This is a genomic window from Selenomonadales bacterium (assembly GCA_017442105.1).
In the GTDB taxonomy this organism is placed as follows: Bacteria; Bacillota; Negativicutes; order RGIG982; family RGIG982; genus RGIG982.
In genome coordinates this window covers 1-19743 of the sequence record JAFSAX010000026.1, presented here as the reverse complement: position 1 = coordinate 19743, position 19743 = coordinate 1, and the positions used below count along the sequence as shown (strand labels likewise).

At 50.5% G+C, this 19743-nt stretch carries 14 protein-coding genes; 3 read left to right on the top strand and 11 right to left on the bottom strand.

Going from position 1 to position 19743, the window contains the following annotated elements:
• On the top strand, positions 1-726 hold a 726-nt coding region (locus IJN28_01105; protein ID MBQ6712369.1), incomplete at its 5' end, for a hypothetical protein.
• A 16-nt stretch (positions 727-742) separates the two neighbouring features.
• Here the strand turns inward: IJN28_01105 and IJN28_01100 are convergent.
• Positions 743-940 (bottom strand): hypothetical protein, encoded by a 198-nt coding sequence (locus IJN28_01100; protein MBQ6712368.1) that lies wholly within the window; start codon positions 938-940, stop codon positions 743-745.
• A gap of 267 nt (positions 941-1207) precedes the next feature.
• On the opposite strand from IJN28_01100, the gene IJN28_01095 reads away from it, so the two are divergent.
• Positions 1208-2620 (top strand): hypothetical protein, encoded by a 1413-nt coding sequence (locus IJN28_01095; GenBank protein MBQ6712367.1) that lies wholly within the window; start codon positions 1208-1210, stop codon positions 2618-2620.
• A gap of 169 nt (positions 2621-2789) precedes the next feature.
• Positions 2790-4145, top strand: coding sequence for a hypothetical protein (locus IJN28_01090; protein MBQ6712366.1), 1356 nt, complete (start codon positions 2790-2792; stop codon positions 4143-4145).
• Between the two features lie 75 nt (positions 4146-4220).
• On the opposite strand, the gene malQ is transcribed toward IJN28_01090, so the two are convergent.
• The 10 genes from malQ to IJN28_01040 all read right to left on the bottom strand — a co-directional run.
• Entirely contained in the window at positions 4221-7646 is a 3426-nt protein-coding gene (gene malQ, locus IJN28_01085; GenBank protein ID MBQ6712365.1) for a 4-alpha-glucanotransferase, read from the bottom strand.
• Between the two features lie 37 nt (positions 7647-7683).
• Positions 7684-9111, bottom strand: a complete 1428-nt coding sequence (glgA, locus tag IJN28_01080) for a glycogen synthase GlgA (protein ID MBQ6712364.1) — start codon at positions 9109-9111, stop codon at positions 7684-7686.
• Positions 9112-9184: 73 nt separating this feature from the next.
• Complete coding sequence (locus tag IJN28_01075; GenBank protein ID MBQ6712363.1) at positions 9185-11614, bottom strand: glycogen/starch/alpha-glucan phosphorylase; 2430 nt, start codon at positions 11612-11614, stop codon at positions 9185-9187.
• Between the two features lie 52 nt (positions 11615-11666).
• Positions 11667-13073 carry a glycogen synthase gene (locus IJN28_01070; protein ID MBQ6712362.1) on the bottom strand — a complete coding sequence of 469 codons (1407 nt, stop codon included), beginning with the start codon at positions 13071-13073 and terminating at the stop codon, positions 11667-11669.
• Positions 13073-14179, bottom strand: coding sequence for a glucose-1-phosphate adenylyltransferase subunit GlgD (gene glgD / locus IJN28_01065; GenBank protein ID MBQ6712361.1), 1107 nt, complete (start codon positions 14177-14179; stop codon positions 13073-13075). Before glgD ends, IJN28_01070 begins: the two co-directional genes overlap by 1 nt.
• Before the next feature lie 14 nt (positions 14180-14193).
• On the bottom strand, positions 14194-15339 hold the full coding sequence (locus IJN28_01060; protein ID MBQ6712360.1) for a glucose-1-phosphate adenylyltransferase: 1146 nt from the start codon (positions 15337-15339) through the stop codon (positions 14194-14196).
• Positions 15340-15693: 354 nt separating this feature from the next.
• Positions 15694-16884, bottom strand: a complete 1191-nt coding sequence (locus IJN28_01055; protein MBQ6712359.1) for a DUF445 family protein — start codon at positions 16882-16884, stop codon at positions 15694-15696.
• The gene (locus IJN28_01050) at positions 16881-18098 is read right to left on the bottom strand and encodes a DUF445 domain-containing protein (protein ID MBQ6712358.1); all 1218 of its coding nucleotides are present in this window, start codon (positions 18096-18098) and stop codon (positions 16881-16883) included. The genes IJN28_01055 and IJN28_01050 overlap by 4 nt, the downstream gene beginning before the upstream one ends.
• Positions 18099-18254: 156 nt before the next feature.
• Complete coding sequence (mqnE, locus tag IJN28_01045; protein ID MBQ6712357.1) at positions 18255-19340, bottom strand: aminofutalosine synthase MqnE; 1086 nt, start codon at positions 19338-19340, stop codon at positions 18255-18257.
• Positions 19341-19596: 256 nt separating this feature from the next.
• Positions 19597-19743, bottom strand: a 147-nt coding sequence (locus IJN28_01040) for a helix-turn-helix transcriptional regulator (GenBank protein ID MBQ6712356.1), incomplete at its 5' end; no start/stop codon positions are given.

Below are 19743 nucleotides of genomic sequence, written 5' to 3'. Positions count from 1 at the left end.
GATATCCGAAATATAGATTTAACTGCCACCTACCTTCAATATGCCTCGGACGGATCTTTTAAACCTGTCAAATTAGATTACAGCGATGCCGCAATCCTTCCGATCCGGTTAAAGCCGCAGGAAACTGCTTTCTTCCGTCTTCCTCATTCATTCCCCCAACAGACCTCGGAGTTTGAACTCACCGATACCAACTTGACGATCACTATAGAAGGCATCTCGCACGAATTTATCTCCGAACTCCCCTACAAAGATTTCCGACACGGTTATCTCGCCGATCATTACACAAAACCTTCCACCCGTTACTACACACCGTCTGTATATGATAAACACGGTATGAACTTTTACGAAGCACACGGTACATTTGAGACGGATGACACAACCCTATACGGATATCTGCGCATCAAGAATCCGTACAATAAAAGAATGCTTCTCTCTCATATCCACGGAGTATTTGGTTTTTTCTATTGCAGCCCCGATAACACGCAGGACGGATTTGCGTTCAGTGCCGAATACCCAATGAATTTTATCATCGACCCGAAAAAAGAAGCATTCCTCTCCTTCTCCGTTCCACTTTCGCAAAATGTCATTAAATTTCCTCACCTTGAAAACGCTTTTATGTTTAGCGATCATGGATTCAGTCATTACGGCATTATCTTCACGCCTAAAAAGCTCTCCCCTCTTGAAAAAGCACAATATGACCGTCCTATGATAGTAGATGACTACTGATTCACTTGGTCATTAGCTATCTCGTAATGTCGCGTTCCCATCTGCCCGTTTCTGCTTCTTGAACGAATGTTTTCCATGCCGCATTGAGAGCAGTCTGCTCGATACCGTTTAAGTTAAACGCTTTCGTAACATATCCAAGCATCGCTCCGATAGCCTTTTCTCCAACTGCTTGGATGACCCATTCATCCAACGACTCATTTGCTTTTTCTTCCAATTTCCATGGTTCCCACTGTTCCCAGTCAGGATTCTGTGCTTTTATCTCATTGAGCCTAGTCTCTCGTTTTTCACATACCTCTTCCTATATCTCCGCCAATAACGCAATATATTTCCGTCTTTTTATAAGTATATCCGTATATCACCCGTCAACCTAAAAGAACGTACCCATCTGCGGTACGTTCTTTTTTAGTCTCTGCTCGCATACCTCCACGATGCCCGCGCTCTGTGGTACAATATAGATAACGAACGACGGGAGGTTACGGTTATGATGATAAGGTTGCTCTTTATGATATGTGTGATGATAGGACTTATGATGCCGTGCGCATGGGCACAGGAGAAGGTCGATGTACCGTTTGAAGTGCCGCAAAATTACCAGCAGATATTAGACCATGTACAAAATAGGACAGACTCACGATGGGCACATTCAGGATTATATCTGTACGGGCCCGCCTACTATCATTACGGAAACTTCTTTCAGAAATACTTGCCGATCAGTTCCCCTTTGACAAAGCTCCACATCGAAACGAAAGATTGGTACGATGGCAATACTTATTACGTCCAATACACAATGACCAATCCAACAGATGAGATGATTGAAAAAAATATTGACCGAATCAATGTATTTTATCGTTTATGGGATACGCAGAAAAATTCACTCGATGGCCGAGGTCAATACAGTGACGGTATCCGTAAGCTAACAATTCCGCCACATTCTGCCCAATCTTTTATCCTTCCACTTCCCGTCAAAGAACCGTTCGATTGTCTTCAGTATATCAGATCGGAATTTCATTTCACAGACCGATCGACCCTTTCTCATGGCTTAGAGCACGAAAGCCCCTTGCCCGACGTTCTTATGGCACCGATCATGCTGCCATCAGGTGAGGTCTATCTTGCGATGAAGAACCATCATCCGACCAAAACGATCTCTGATATACGAGAAATACACGTAAACTATCATTTCAGAAAAAATTCGCCATCTGCCGCCGATTCGAAATATGAAGAATTTAATTACACTGATGCTTCGCCACTTCCGCTCACATTAAAGCCGCAAGAAACAGCCTTCTATCGCTTACCACAGTCTATCGACAGATCGACACGAGCATTACCGCTCGCGTTCGTGTGGTTGTACGCCACCATTGATGGTACCAGACACTGTTTCGATCTACACGGTTTCAGTCGCAACGACCGCATCGACTATAACGCAAATTATTATGCCAAAAATGAAGTGCGTTATTACACGCCGACGATCTTCGATAAGTATGGTCTGAATCAGGTCGAAGCAAGCGGTACATACGAAACGGATGGTACAACATTGTACGGATACCTGCGTATCAAAAATCCGCACAACAATACGATACCACTATCGTCCTTTACCTTATATTCCGAACTTGCCTATTACAGAGCGGATGATACGTTGAGCAGATATATCTATAATACTCATCTCCCCGCCCCGCTTACCATTGCCCCCGGCGAAGAAAAGCTGTTCTCCTTCACTTTACCGCTTCCGCAAGACGTCGCACATACACTTCGCTTCCACGACCTTCATCTAAAAGCATCGCATGAAGACAAAACATATCGCGTTCATTACGATGTCGAATTTAAGCAGAAAAAACTCACACCATCCGAAAAAGCTCTCTACACCCCTGTAACAAATATCGAGCTTGTCGAACATCTGTAAAATGTCTTGCGCCCATCTGCCTTCGCTCCGCTTACGAAGCTTTCCATGAAATAAAAAAGAGCGTACCTTTACCTCGGTACGTTCTTTTTTATTTCCTCATCTTTTGCCCCTGCACCACATACGTGCTCTGTGGTACAATATAGGTAACGAATAATAGGAGGATGCAGATATGATGATGCGACTATTGCTTACGATATGCCTGATGATAGGATTTGCCATGCCATGTGCAGCAGCCGATGCATGGAGCGAGAAGGAGATCAACGAATGGAAGGAGTCTGTAACAAAACCATTCGAAGCATATAAGGAAAAACACTTAGCCCTCATTCAAAGCGGAAACGAGGTGGCTCGCTTTAGTTTACCGCTCTATAAGCTCACGATCGAATCAGATGAATGGATGGAAGGCGATACCTACCATATCCGCTACACGTTTACCAATCCGACAGACGAGCTGATCGAGGAGGCTGTTCTCCGTACCAATGTTTTACTCTACACGCATGACGGAACGCCGTACAGCTCTGCTATCACCAAACGAGATCCCGCCCCCGAATGGGTTCTTCGCATCGAGCCTCATTCATCGACAACGCACACCATCACACTTCCCAAAGAACCTGCTTTTACACATTTTACCCATGAGGAAACCAGATTCTATCTGTCTGACGGCAGCACCTTGTCCTATTTTTTTAGCCTTCCTTCTATCATAGATATCACTCCTGTCGATATCGATTTTCGCGTCGAACCGACTGCACTTAACAAAGGTATTCTGACGCTGACCATTACCAATCGCTCTTTTGAAACACTGCATACGCTCCGAAATATAAGACTTTATACACAGACAGGAAAATATTCATCACATAACGAGACTGTTCCGCTCCCCTCTCCGATCCCGCTTGATCTGGAACCGAACGAAACGAAAACGCTCCAAATACCCGTTCCGCTCAACGATCATCTCTCTCCAGATTCTGCATGTGCACATTATCCCGACTTGGATATTGATGACCTGCGCTACATGTATGATCGAGACAAAAAGAGTTTTACGCAATGGGTAAAACAAAAACACTATCAATATCTTCCCACCGTACATCACGCTAAACTCCCCGACGTTCTTATATTCGGAAACATGGAACCAATCAAAAATGGCATCGTCTATTATCTGACCTTTTATAACAACACCGATCATCCGCAGAAGATAGCGTACCTCTCCATGACTTCCGACTATGAAGATATGTTCTTCACCCAAAAAAAGATCTCCTGGTCACTCTACTTGAAAAATGACCCGATACGTCTCTATCCGGGTCAGATCAAACGATACGCGTTTGCACTTCCCATCGTCGCTGATACGACAGAAACCGCTTTAGCCTCGACTACGATCTTCGAAGCCAAGGGCTGGTCGCGGGCATTTGATCGCCATCCGAGCATCTCTGCCGAACCACTTCACGCGATGCAAAAGGTCGTGTATAAGCCGCTGCGATTTTCTAAGCTTTACCCTAATATCAGCTACCCATATTCCCTTCCGCACAAGTACTAACCGTTGGCCGACATCACGGCTTCTCCTCGCATATAAGAACCCCCACCGAGTTTATTTTCTCGGTGGGGGTTCTTTTTATCTGTCGTATTCGTTTGTGATGCCACGAAGGAAGGCGGCTCTTTCTTGTGTAAGGGAGCCTTTTGGCATACGCCAGGACCAGTTGCCTTCGATGGTGCCGGGGAGGTTCATGCGAGCCGTTGTGCCAAGTTCGAGTACGTCCTGCATCGGTACGATGACGGTGTCTGCGTTCGATGCGTATGCGAATCGAATGGCAAGGCGTGCGTCGCTCGTTTCGTCGCCGACGGTGCGCATGAGTGCTCTGCGGACGGCATCTCTGTCGCGCGGTGCAAGGTCTTCTGTGAGCCAGCCGACGGTCGTGTTGTTGTCGTGCGTGCCCGTATAGAGGACGCTGTTTTTCGGCGCGCGGAGCGGTACTTCGCTCTGTGTATCGAGGTCGAAGTGAAGGATCTTCATACCGGGCAAGCCGAGTTTCATGCGAAGTTCGTTGACTTCGTCGGTGATGGTGCCGAGGTCTTCTGCGATGACGGGGAGCTTACCGCACGCTTTTTCAAGTGCGATAAAGAGGTCTTCGCAGGGGCCTTTGACCCATTTCCCGTTGATGGCAGTCTTTTCATTGGCATCGACGCGCCAATATGCTTCGAATCCGCGGAAGTGATCGAGGCGAACGATGTCTACCTGCGCGAGGGTGCGTTTCATACGCATCGTCCACCACGCATAGTTGTCTTTTTTCATGACGTCCCAGCGATAGAGCGGATTGCCCCAGAGCTGACCTTCTTCGCTGAAGTAGTCGGGCGGTACGCCTGCGACGGCGGTCGGCCTACCGACTTCGTCGAGTTCAAAGAGGTGCGGATTTGCCCAGACGTCGGCGCTGTTATGCGCGACGAAGATGGGCAGATCACCGATGATTTTGACGGCGAATCTACGCGCCTGCATCCGAAGCTCTTGCCATTGACGCTCAAAGAGGTACTGCTCGAATCGGTAGTAGTCGATCTCACGCGCAAGTTTTTCTCTCCATTTGGCAAGGGCAGACGGCTTACGGTCGCGAATGTCTGCATCCCATGCTGTCCATGCTTTTCCGCCGAATGCTTCTTTGATCGCCATGTAGAGGGCGTAGTCGTCGAGCCATTCTGCTTCTTCGGCGCAGAAGGTGTTCCAGTCGTCGGACTGTGCCATTTGTTGCCAAGCCTTAGAATCGAATGCGCGTTTAAGGAGTCTTCTTTTATTCGCTGTCGCTTCGATGAGCGTCAGTTTACCTTCTTTGTCCATGGCTTCCTGCACGTCGGCTACGGTCAGAAGCCCCATCGTGACGAGCTTGCCGAGCGAGATGAGTGCGGGATTACCTGCGAATGCGCTCTGCGACTGATACGGTGACAGCTCACCGTCGAGCGGTGGTGTCAAGGGGAGTATCTGCCAGTAGCGTTGTCTCGCTTGGAATAAGAATCGGATAAAGTCGAATGCACCTTTGCCGAGGTCACCGATGCCGTACTGCGACGTAAGGCTCGTCGGATGGCAGAGGATACCCGAAGCACGACGGAATCTGCTTTCCTCTTCTTCGCGGAATACGACGCCTTGGTACGGCGCGAGGGTAACAGTGATACAGCCGTGTTCTACTGTCACCGTCATGTCCGAGAGAAGGTCTGTAAGTCTGCCGTGGCTGTATGCACGCACGTCAACGGTGACGGTCTGTTCTTCATCAGAGCGGTTGAGCATCACGATGAAGGTTCCGTCTTCGCGCTCGGTGCCGAATCGATCTTTTCCGCCGACGATGCGTCTGCCGTAGGCGAGTACATCATCATTGGCAGAAAATAAGTCCCAGTCGCCTGTACGGAGTGCATCATGGTCGTTGCGAAGACCGATGACGGTTTGATAATGCGCGAGGAGGCCCTTATCTTCACGTCCCCACGGATATGTTTTACGGTTGTACGGGTCACGGTAGCCTTCGACGCCAGCTTCATCACCGTAGTAGATGCTCGGTACGCCCGGCATCGTCATCTGCATGAGAGATGCGAGCTTGAGGCGTGCTTTGGCTTTGGCGTACGCTTTTTCGCTTAATTGATAGCGACTGCGTTTGAATGCTGTCATCGTCGCTTCCGCAGGTGCTTCGCCGAGCACGGTGAGCGCACGTTCGACGTCGTGACTGCCTACAAGGTTCATCGTTGCGTAGAAGTAGTGCGCAGGATAATTTTCCGCAAGGGAAAGAAGTCGCGCGCCTGCTTCATGAGCAGTAGCTTTTCCGCCGAAGAAGTCGAGGACGATGTTTCTGAACGGGTAGTTCATGACGCTGTCGAGGTCATCGCCGAGGAAGTATTCTCTGCGCATGCCGTAGCTGACTTTGTTCGAGGCATCTTCCCAGACTTCGCCGAGGAGGATGTTGTCGGGGTCGGCAGCTTTCAGCTCGCGGTAGAATTCTTTGATAAATTCTTCGGGCAGTTCGTCGGCGACATCAAGACGCCAGCCTTTGATGCCTGCTTTGTGCCAACTGTGAAGGACGCTGTCACGATCCGAGATGATGTATGCACGATAGTCTTCGCACATCTCATCGACGTTCGGCAGTTCGCCGAAGCCCCACCAACATTCATAGTCTTTCGGATACTTGTTGAAGCGGTACCATTTCGCATAAGGCGATTTTTTCGACTGGTACGCACCGATGCTGTCGAAGTTACCGTATTTGTTGAAATATTTGCTGTCTGCGCCCGTATGGCTGAATACGCCGTCAAGAAGGATGGAGATGCCCATCTCTTTGGCTTCGGCGCAGAGCTTTTCCATGTCTTCGTTCGTGCCGAGTATCGGGTCTATCATACGGTAGTCGGACGTGTCGTAGCGATGGTTGCTCGGCGAATAGAATACGGGATTCAGGTAGAGTACGCTAATACCGAGTTCTTTGAGGTAAGAGAGCTTACTTCTGATACCGCCAAGGTCACCGCCGAAGAAGTCATATTCGACGACTTCTCCCGTTTCGGAGTCTTTTGTATAGAACGGAGGATCGTTCCAGTCGAGGTGATAGACGCCGTTCGTTTTCACGGGAAGAGATGCCCCTTCACTTCGGCAGAAGCGGTCGGGGAATATCTGATAGAGGACAGCATCTTTCCACCATGCGGGGGTCGATGCGCCTTCTTTTGTCACCGTGATCTGATACGCGGGCGGTTCTTTGTCAGAAAGATGCCCTTCACCGCCAAGACCGTCAGCCTTGTTGCCGTAGTAGCATACACCTTTGCCCGTTTCGATGACGAAGTAGTACCACACGAGCTGCGGTACTGACGGCATCTTGACAGATGCTTCGTAGACTGCACCGCGTGCTTCGGTGCGTGCCATCATCTCGATATTCTGTTCTCCGTCTTTCTCTTTCCAAAGTCTGAGCACCACTCGCTTCGGCAAGGTACTCGCTTCTACACGAAGGCGAATTCTCACCGTACGCAAAACTGCCGCAGCCCCGAACGGACTGCGGTAGTATTGCTGATGCGAATGGTGCAACGCTCTTATGTTATCGTTCAATCGTTAGCACCTCTGTTTTCCGAGATCATTTCGTCATCATTGTATACAGGTCGATATATTCTTCTGCCGAATAGTTCCAGCTGTAATCGCAAGCCATCGCATTTTTCACGAGCTTCTGCCATACGCTTTCGTCACCGTAGAGGCTGAGTGCCCATTTGATCGTATAGAGAAGGTCGTGTGCGTTGAAGTTGCCGAATTCGAAGCCGTTGCCTTCACCCGTGTATTTGTTGTACGCCGTGATGGTATCGTTAAGACCGCCCGTTTTGCGGACGACAGGAAGCGTACCGTAACGGAGCGCAATGAGCTGACCGATACCGCACGGTTCATACTGCGACGGCATGAGGAAGAGGTCTGCCCCTGCATAGACGCGGTGTGCGAGCGTTTCGTCGAAGAGGATATTGGCAGATACTTTCTGCGGATATTTCCATGCGAGCGCACGGAAGAAGTCTTCGTATTTTTTGTCGCCCGTACCGACGATGACGAGCTGGATATCTTCCATCGACAACAGTTCATCGATGATATGCTGTACGAGGTCGAGACCTTTGGCTTCGACAAGGCGCGTTACCATCGCGAGGATCGGCACGTTTTTCTGCGGAAGACCACAGAGTTCCTGGAGTTTCTGTTTGTTTTCGCGTTTTCCTGCGAGGGTGTCTGCGGTGTAGTTTTTGAATACACGTTTATCAGTCGCAGGGTTATAGACGGTGTAATCGATGCCGTTGACGATACCGACAAGACGGTCGCTTCTCATGCGGAGGATACCGTCGAGCTGTTCGCCGTAGTATGCGTTCTGAATCTCATGCGCGTATGTACGGCTGACTGTCGTGATATAGTCGGAGAACACGAGGCCTGCTTTCATATAGTTGACACTATCGAAGAAGCTCATGCCGTCATACCATTTCCAGTCAAGCTCAAGGATATCGGTGAACGCATCGCGAGCGAATACGCCTTGGTATTTGAGGTTGTGAATGGTAAATACCGTTTTGATACCACGGTACAAGTCCTGCCACGCATAGTCCGAGCGATACAGTACGCTGATAGGGCCTGTGTGCCAGTCGTTGAGCTGAATGACATCAGGGATAAAGTCGATCTGCGGCAGAATGTCGAGGATCGCACGGCAGAAGAAGCCGAAACGTTCTGCATCGTCGTCATAGCCGTAGAAAGCATCACGTTTGAAATACTGTTCGTTGTCGATGAAGTAGAACGGTACGCCGTCCTGCTCACACGTGTGGACACCGACGTACGGTCTGCGCCAGCCGAGGTGTGTCGTTCCTTCATAGATAAGTTCCATACGGCTCGTATGTTCTTCTTTGATCTTACCGTATTTCGGCATAATGACACGTGCATCGACACCTTTGGCACGAAGTTCTTTCGGGAGCGAGCCCGCAACGTCTGCCAATCCGCCCGTTTTCGCAAACGGTACAGCTTCCGAGGTAACATACAATACTTTTAACATAGCTGTGCACCTTCCTTTGCCATTGTCTGTCGTATTTTGGTCTTGCCGAGCCGAGTCGGCTCGGCAAGCGTTGTTATTTCACTGTGCAGGGAGTTACATCCCAGATATCTTCGGCATATTCGCTGATCGTTCTGTCACTCGAGAATACGCCCGATTTTGCGATGTTGAAGAGCGCACTGCGTCGCCAGCCTTTTTCATCGCGATAACGACGGTCGACTTCTTCCTGTGCTTCGCAGTATGCGGCGAAGTCTTTGAGTACGAAGAATTCGTCGTTGTTAAAGAGGAGGTAGTCATAGAGCGGACGGAACGATTCGCCTTCCCGTTCGAAGAAGCCGTTGACGAGCTGTTCAAGCACCGTTCTAAGGCGCGGGTTGCGGTGGTATTCGTCCCACGCACTGTAACCGCCCTGTTCGTAGTAGCGCATGACTTCTTCTGCTCTAAGACCGAAGATAACGATGTTGTCGAAGCCTACTTCTTCGCAGATCTCTACGTTCGCACCGTCCATCGTACCGAGCGTAACGGCACCGTTCATCATGAACTTCATGTTGCCCGTACCCGATGCTTCTTTACTTGCCGTCGAGATCTGTTCGCTGACATCAGCAGCCGGGAAGAGCATTTCGCCGAGCGATACGTTGTAGTTTTCGAGGAATACGACTTTGAGCTTATCATTGATCGTCGTATCGGCATTTACTTTTTCGGCGATACAGTTGATGAGCTTGATCGTCTGTTTCGCGATATGGTAGCCAGGAGCCGCTTTCCCTGCGAAGATAACGGTACGCGGTACCATTTCCATGTCGGGGTTTTCGCGCAAACGGTTGTAAAGATCCATCACGCGAAGTGCGTTCATGATCTGACGTTTGTACGAATGGATACGTTTGATCTGAATATCAAAGATGGAATCGACCGATACTTTGACACCGTTGTGCTGTTCGATATATGCCGCAAGCTCTTCTTTTTTCTTGCGTTTGATCTGTGCGAACTGTTCTTGCACGTCTGCATCATCGACATAGTCGAGAAGGCCTTCCATCAAGGACGGCTGTTTTTTCCAGTCCGTACCGAGTTTCGAATCGATGAGAGCCGTAAGCTCGGGGTTCGACTTGAGGAGCCAGCGACGGTGCGTGATACCGTTCGTTTTGTTGTTGAAACGGCTCGGATACAAGCGATAGAACTCATACATGAGGTTGTTTTTGACGATATCGCTGTGGATACGTGCTACACCGTTGACGCTGTGACTGCCGACAACGGCAAGACGCGCCATGTGCACCTGACCGTCCCACAAGATGCAGAGGTCTTTGCAGCGATCTTCACTGCCGTAGCGGAGGGTGATATCGTTTTTGAGACGATTATTCATCTCGTCGATAATCATATAGATACGCGGGAGAAGCTCCTGGAACATCGGGATCGGCCAGCGTTCAAGCGCTTCCGGAAGGATCGTGTGGTTCGTATATGCGATCGTGCGGATCGTGATATAGAATGCCTGATCCCACGTCATGTTTTCTTCATCGATGAGGATACGCATCAGTTCCGGTACTGCGACTGCCGGATGCGTGTCGTTGATATGGATCGCGATCTTCTCGTGGAGCTTCGTCATGTCGCCGCCACGTTTTTTGTACGAGCGGATGATGCTCTTGATACCGGCCGACGTGAAGAAGTACTCTTGGTACAAGCGGAGCTGACGACCGTCGAACGAGCTGTCATCGGGATAGAGCTGCTGCGAGATCTGCTCTACACGACGTTTGTATTCTGCCGCTTTGCGATATTCTTCGCCCGAGTAAGAGCTCATCATAAAATCTCTCATCATCGGTTCCGCACTCCACAGACGGAGCGTGTTGACCGTTTCGCGATCGTAGCCGATGATTGGCACATCGTACGGTACCGCACGAACATTATGATAATTTTCATGGACGAATCTCACCGAACCATCTGCCCGACGTTCCGTTACGACATCACCGCCGAAACGTACTTCGACAGCTTTGTCGGCACGACGATATTCCCACATATAGCCGTCTTTGAGCCATGCATCGGGAAGCTCGACCTGCTGGTTCTGGAAGATCTTCTGTTCGAAAAGACCTACGCGGTAGCGAAGACCGTTACCGTGACCCGGGATACCGAGCGATGCGAGCGAATCAAGGAAGCAAGCCGCAAGACGACCAAGACCGCCGTTGCCAAGACCTGCTTCGGGGTCTTCGCTTAAAAGTTCTTTGAGATCGATACCGAGATCGGCAAGACCTTCTTCGCATACTTCGCGAATACCGAGATTAAGGAGATTCGACGACATCAAGCGTCCCATCAAAAATTCGATCGAAAAGTAGTAGACCTGTTTTCTGTCTTCTCTTTTATATGTGATATTCGTTTTGAGCCAGTTACCGCTGATGTGGTCGCGGATCACGCCGACGAGAGCCTGGTATTTTTCATACTTGCCCGTCGTTTCGATATTGCCTGCGCACATCGTCTGTAATTTATTGATAAATGCTGTTTTAAATGTTTCTTTGTTTTTGAACACCTTATTGTTCCTCCTAATGTTTCCTCATAAAGGCAGGGGGATGACCTTGCGCTTACAGAAGAGTTCTGTACAACGCGCTATATTCCTGCGCTGATTTCTGCCAGCTATGGTCTTCGGCCATCGCTGTCCGTATCAGTTTATTCCATTGACGCTTGTTCGGATACATCTCTAAGGCTTCTCTGATCACTAACAGCATCTTCTCTTCATTGTTTGCTTCAAATAAAAATCCGTTGGCATTCTTCTCGCCTTGCGGAGTTACGCTATTTTTGTAACCGCCGACAGCCGACGCGAGCACGACCGCACCGTAACGCTGGCCGATCATCGCACCGAGACCGCACGATTCCGTAAGGGACGGCAAAAGCAGCATATCCGTTCCTGCGTAGATGCGTTTTGCCAATCGTTCGTCGAAACGAAGACATACGGCAAGCTGACCATGGAAACGTGCTTCGAGTGCTTTAAGCTCCTCTTGGTAGCAGAAGTCACCGAGACCGAGGACCGCGACCTGCGCGCCTTGTGCAAGGATACGTTCAAGTGTGGCTAAGAGCACTTCGATACCTTTTTCTTTCGACAAGCGCATGATAACGCTGATGAGCGGCTGATCGCCTTTTTCAAGCTCAAGCTCCTCTTTCAGCTTGCGTTTGTTGCGCGCGCGATTCTTGATCGTTTTCGCATCGTAATTCTCGGGGATCTCTTTGTCTTTCGACGGATCGAATTCCTTCGTGTCGATACCGTTGATGATACCGACAAGTTTGTCATACGCATCTGTCGGGTAGTCGGAGCCTGCCGCGCGAAGCTCATCAGCATACGCAGGGCTGACTGTCGTTATCGCATCGGCATAACGGATACCGCCTTGAAGGTAGCTGATACCGCCATCCTTACCGAGCTCTCCTGCCGACAGATATCTCTCATCAAGACCGAGCACATCGCCGAGCACTTTAGAAGCGAACTGACCCTGAAACGCCATCGTATGGATCGTCAGTACCGTCTTGATCTTATCGTAGTACGGGTCTTGATAAAATTGCGTTTTGAGGAAAAGGCTGACGAGCGCCGTATGCCAATCGTGCATATGGAGCACCTCTGCGCGAAAACCGAGTTTCGGCAGCGCCATAAGGACAGCCTTTGCAAAGAACGCGAATCGTTCATGGTCGTCGTGATAACCGTAGACATTGTCACGTTCGAAATAAAACTCATTTTCGAAGAAATAAAAAAGAACGCCGCCATGTTTCAGCGAGTAGATTCGGCATGGTTGCTTACGCCATGCGAGTGGTACGACCACCTCGCCGACAGACTGCATTTTTCTTCGATATAATTTGGGCACAGAAGCATACAACGGCAGGGCGACTCGGACATCGTCCGAGCCGCTCGCCGCCAACGCTTTCGGGAGTGCCCCCACCACATCGCTCAGGCCGCCCGTTTTAGCAAACGGGACAGCCTCTGTTGCGATATGAAGAATGTTCATTAGATGACAACTCCTTTCTCAACTAGCAAAGGATAGTTTGTCTCTCCTTTCAGGTAGCGTCCTTCTGTGATCGTGCCATACTTATCGCAGATGACATTCTCCAGAACTGCGCCTGCTTTCACTACACAACGCTGCATCAATACGCAGTTGCGAACGACCGCTCCTGCTTCTACTTTGACGCCGCGGAACAATACCGAATTTTCGACCTCACCGTTGATGATGCAGCCATTAGCCACGATCGAACGGCGAACCTTTGCCTGTTCTTTATATTTGACAGGTGCTTCGTCTTTGATCTTCGTCAAGACTTTTTGAGCTTGACCGAAGAGCGCAGACCAGTTTTCTTCTTTTACCATATCCATATTGTGCTGATAATATTTCAGCGTCGTATCGATTCTTGCTACATATCCGTCATAACGATAGCCGTATACTTTGTACTCATTCAAGTAACGTACAAGACCGTCTTTCAAGATATTTCTGCCGCCGTGTGCAAGTACGTCGCGAACGAGATCGATGAGGAACTCACGACGCATGATGTATACGCCCAATGCCACGCTGTTGCTGAAACGGTGTGCAGGATTAACAGCCAGGTCGGTCACTTCGCCGTTGTCTTTGACAGCCATGACCGTCGCACGCGTAAAGTCGAAATCATCATCTTCCTGACGATAGAGCATCGTAACGTCCGCGCCCGATGCTTTGTGCGCTTCGATGAACGGAGTATAGTCCATCGTAAACACCATGCTCGTACCGCTCATGATAACGTATTCCTGGCGGGATTTTTTGAGATAGTCGATATGACAAGCGAGTGCCGGAGCATCGTCCATCCAGTCACTTTCACCTTTCGTCTGCGGTAAAACGAACAGACCGTCACGTTTGCGTGCAAGATCCCATTCTTTACCGGAACGGAGGTGATCCATAAGTGCGCGCGCTTTGTCGCGGAACAAGATACCTACGTTCTGCGCACCCGCATTGACCAGATTGGAAAGTGCGAAGTCGATCAGACGATAGCGGCCGGCAAACGACACGGCTGCAAGAGGACGGTTCTCCGTCAATTTCGGAATTAAGCTCTCATCTTCATATAAGTTGATCAAACCCATTACAGAATTCATCTTTGTTCCTCCTTTTAACCGCGCGGCTGCGCTGCTACTACAACATTTTCACCGATAAGAACGACCTTACCGTCAGCATCTGCCACTTCGGCACCTGCTTCTACTTTCGCACCGCGTGCGATAACTGCTTTTTCAACACGCGCATTGTCGGCGATGACAACGCCCGGCATCAAGACAGATTCTTTTACGACAGCACCTTTGCCGATAGAAACGCCTTCAAACAGTACCGATTTTTCAACCGTACCGTGTACGACCGCACCTTCCGATACCATCGACGTCGTTACGACAGCATCGTCTGCGATATAGTGCGGCGGTTTCGCAGGATTAACAGAATAAATACGCCATGCAGGATCGTAAAGATCAAGCTCCGTATCGTCGCTCAAAAGATCCATATGTGCTTCCCACAAGCTGTCGACCGTACCGACGTCTTTCCAGTAGCCGGCAAACGGATACGCAAACATTCTGCGTCCATCATTCAGCATATTCGGAATAACGTTCTTACCGAAGTCATGTTCCGAATCAGCATCTGCCGCATCTGCTACGAGATATTCTCTGAGGAAGCTCCATGTAAAGATATAGATACCCATCGATGCCAAGTTGCTCGGCGGCACCGGCGGTTTTTCTACAAACTCGGTCACGCGGCCCGTTTCGTCAGCAGCCATGATACCGAAGCGGGAAGCTTCTTCCCACGGCACTTCGATAACCGAAATAGTTGCCGCTGCTTCTTTTTCTTTATGGAAATCAAGCATTTTGGAATAGTCCATTTTATAGATATGGTCACCCGAGAGGATCACGACATATTCGGGGTCCATTTCGTCGATGAAGTTGATATTCTGGTAGATAGCATCTGCCGTACCTTTGTACCATTCGGCATCTTTTTCACGTGCATACGGCGGAAGAATGAATACCCCGCCGCCTTTGCGGTCGAGATCCCAAGCTTCGCCTGTACCGATATAGCTATGTAATGCCAACGGTTTATACTGCGTCAGCACCCCAACCGTATCGATACCCGAATTGTGACAGTTACTCAAAGGGAAGTCGATGATACGATATTTCCCCCCAAAATATACTGCCGGTTTTGCAATATTTTGCGTCAAGAGAGTAAGACGGCTCCCCTGACCACCTGCTAAAATCATAGCCAAACATTCCGTTCCACGCATCGCATTTCCTCCAATCATTGTCATCATGTCCAAACCATCAGAAGCAGAAATCTTCCTGCTGCATCGAACCGCCCGCTGGCAGTCCGACGGTGTATTTTTCCGTTATATTTATTGTAACATATTTACTGCCTGTTTTGTTGCTTTTTCCGCTTCATTCCTTTCTTTTTTCTGTTTTTTTGAAGATTTTTTCTTCCATAGAATTGTATTTTTCATCGAACGTTGCTCGATTTTCCATTTTATGTAGTTTAGAGGTCGTTTATGATTCCCATTCGGCATCGTTATCATGCGAATATCTGTATCATCATACCGCTCATCAAGCTGATTTTTTGTCGAACGGCGGCTCGTTTTTCATCGTTATCCGAGCACGATGCCGCCCGCATAGAGTACACCGAACAATGCCAGACCGAGCACGCCGCCGAGCACCGCGCCGTTCAATCGGATCCATTCAAGATCGTCGCCGACCTTCTCCTCGATGGATGCGCGCATCTCGTCTTCACTGTAGGCAGAGAGCGTACGCGATATCGCCGCACCGATGAGATCACGCCGCATCTCGATGAAGCGATAGAGCATGAGCCTAAGCTTCGCCTCGAGCTCGGTAACAAATGCTTCGTCTTGCGTCAGCATATGCCAGAGCCGAACGCCTTCTGCCACGAACAACGCTTTCATCTGTGGCTCGCCGCTGTTCACCGCCGTACAGACGATGCGACCAAGCTCCGCACGCACTGTATCGTCAGCAAGATAGGCACCCATGACAGCCTTCTCGTCGATACGCGCCAATATCGTGCGGACTTCTGCCGTCAGCCACAGCTTCGTCATGTGACCGTCCTCGGATGCGCCATGCAGATAGTCGGCAACGGCACGCGACAGCGTCACCGACGCCTCGTGCGTATCGACTGTACCGCTCGCTTTGGCAAAGAAACCGAACAGCGCACCGAGCGCGCCTGCCGACGCCGTTTTTTCCGCAACGAACTGCTCTAGGTACTCCTCGACCGTCTGTCGAAACGATTCTGTTTCCGCTTTGTCTGCCGCCCAAGTGAGTACAGCTTCGCTGACAGTCTGCGCCGTTTCTGCACCGAGCACGGACGGCATCTCTGCCTTATCAAGCTTCGCCAAGAGCGTTTCGGCAGTCTTTTCACCGCTCACGTTCGGACGCACCTGACTATCCCACACCTTCGCCAGACCGCGCTCGATGCCGTACGCTTCGGCTTTCTCAATGAGCATCGTCGTCAGCACCCGTTTCGTCAGATGCGAGCGAATGACCGTACGTGTCAAGATGCGGTTCTGTACCCCGTCTGCGATCGCGCGTATCAAGCGGTCACGATTACGCGGAACAAGACGCGTATGGAACGTGATACCGAGCGGCGCACCAAAGAGCGCACGCACTGCGAACCAGTCTGCGATACTGCCGACGAGCGCACCTTCGAGCATCGCCTGCACCGCAAGAAGCCAGACAGGATCACCGACGATACGCATCAAAACAAGCGACAGCACGAACAGCACTGCCAGCGTGATGAGCACGGTATCGGCAGTCTTTCTCATCGTCATAATACCACCGCCTTCCACGCATAGCGAAGGAGATACAGCATCGCGCCTGCAAGCGCACCGACGAGCGAGCCGTTCACGCGGATCATCTGAAGGTCGTGGCCGACTTTTTCTTTGAGCATACCTGTCAGCATCTCATCGGGCATATTCTTCACACCGTTTTCGGCAAGCGTCGCCAGTTTATCTTTATGCTCGGCAAGTCCTTGACAGACGAGCTCGCGCATTTTTTGATTGAACCACGCATTGCGTTCATCGTCGAGAAGCAGGCTGTCCACCTCTCTGCCGATACGCTTCGCAAGCTTCGCCAGCCACGCGACCGACTCGGGCGACTCATCGAGCGCGCGTCTCGTCTCATCGAGCCATGCACGCACCTTATCCGCGGCCGCGTCTGCCATCATATCGGGGAGCTTGTCCGCAGGGAGCGAACCTATGCCCCACGACAAAATATACGCAAAATGCTTCGCGCCTCTGCCCATCGCCTCTTCCTCGGCGATGCGTTCGACCAGCTTTGCCCGCACCAAGTCGGCGCACCGCTCGGGCGACAAGTCCATCATGCTGTGGAGGAATTGTCTGCCCGTACCGCCGCTCTCATACGCATGAAGCGCATCGGACGCGACTGTGCGGAGAATACCGTAGAGCTCCTGTGACTCGGCGATACGTCTCGCCTCCGCAAGAAGGACGCGTCCCGCCTCATCGAGATGACCGTCCTTTGCAAGCTCCGCCGAAGATTCCGCAAGCACCGCCCGCCAATCGACCTTGCCTGCACCGCCTTGCACCGCCGACCGTACAAGAAGAAGCACAGCCTCCTCATCGACCATCGCAAGAAGCTTACGCGAAGCATGTATCAGCTGTTCGCGCAGATACTTTTCGCCGTTCATCTTATCGTAGAGCGTCACCACCATCGCGCCGAGATCGTATTTCTCGAGAAACGACTCGACAGACTCTGCCGTCAGAAGCTCCTCGCTCACCATTCTGCCGACACCCTGCTCCAAGCGATGACGATTGTTCACGATCAGATTCGTCTTAAACGACACGCCGAGCGGTTTTGTAAAGATCGCACTCACCGCGAACCAGTCCGCCAGACCGCCGATCACGCCCGCAAGCGATGCTGAAGCACACAGCCCGCCGACGAACGTATGCGCATACGGCAAGCTCGCCGCCAAAAGGGTGGCTGATGCCCCCAGTACTGTCAACGCAATATGCTCATTCTTCCTCATATCAATAAGCCTCCATTCCTATACTGTCTATGTTGTACACTGCATACAAAAAATCCTGCCGACTGACAATATACACCTTATTCCACGACGATATTCGTCGTCTTTCCCTTGCCCGCGCATACAAAAAAGCCTCCTCACAAAGAGAAGGCTTTTTTCTTAATATCGCTGGACTACGTTATATTCCGAATCACGCTCAACAGGCACACGACCTGCCTGACGGATCGCTTCAACGAGATTATCGGAACTGAGAGATTTACTCGACTTCACATCAGCCGCGTGCATGATACGCTCCTCGCTGACCGTACCGTCGAGATCGTTCGCACCGAAACCGAGCGCAAGCTGTGCCACAGGAAGCGTCAGCATGACCCAGTATGCCTTGATATACTTGAAGTTATCAAGCATGAGTCGCGAAATCGCGATCGTGCGAAGATCATCCCACACCGTCGTGCGCGTGATCGTATCCTCAAGCGCCGTATTATTCGGCTGGAACGGGAACGGAATAAAGTTGCGGAACCCGCCCGTTTCGTCCTGAAGCTCACGCAAGCGGAGCATATGGTCTACACGTTCTTCGACCGTTTCGATATGACCGTAGAGCATACTCGTATTCGTCTTGATACCCATCTTATGCGCCTGACGATGCACCTCGAGCCACTCGTCAGCCGTCGCCTTATTCGGGCAGAGCAGATTACGGATACGATCGCAAAGGATCTCCGCACCGCCGCCCGGCATCGACTGCAGACCTGCCTCTTTCAAGTCTGCAAGCACCTCGCGCACCGACTTACCGGAGATCTTCACGAAATGCTGTATCTCAACACCCGTGAACGCCTTACGATGGATCTGCGGGAACTTATCGCGGAACGTACGAAGGATATCCACATAATATTCGTACGGCCAATCGGGATGCATCGCACTTACGATATGAAACTCACGAAGCGCAGGGTCTTTCACCGAACGCTCGGCAAGCGCGATCGCATCTTCCTTCGTCATCGCATACGACTTCTTGCTGTCCTTCTCGCAACCGAACGCGCAAAACTTGCAAAGCGACGTACAAATATTCGTCAAATTCACATGGCGATTCACATTAAAATACACATCATCGCCCGTCATCTTCTTACGCACCTCATCGGCAAGCGCGCCGATCCGTGCCAGATCATTCGACTTAAACAACGCGATACCGTCCTCGCGCGTCAATCGAATACCGTTTCGTACCTTATATTCAATCTGATCCAGAACCGTACTCAATTCTCCGACCTCCTGCTGTCTGTCATCACTCGTCAAACGGCCTGCCAAGATGGCAGACCCACACATAATATTTATTGTACATGATTTATCCGAAAAGTTCAATTTCTTTCGGCAATTCTTTTGTAAATATTCGCCCATTCCCGCACAAAAAGCATCATTCCCCATCTATCGACCGCGAAAAAACAGAAAAGAGAGCTCGAGCATGACTGCCCGAACCCTCTTCCATCATAACGAAGAAACGACCTCTCACACGGCATCAATCGCAAAGCGCACCGAGCGGAACATCCAACGCATCCGCCGCCATTACAAGAACGCGCAAAGAATACTTTTCTCGCTTACCGCGCTCGATCCGGCTCAGATAGTTGGACGAGATACCGATCTTCTCTGCCAACTGCACCTGCGT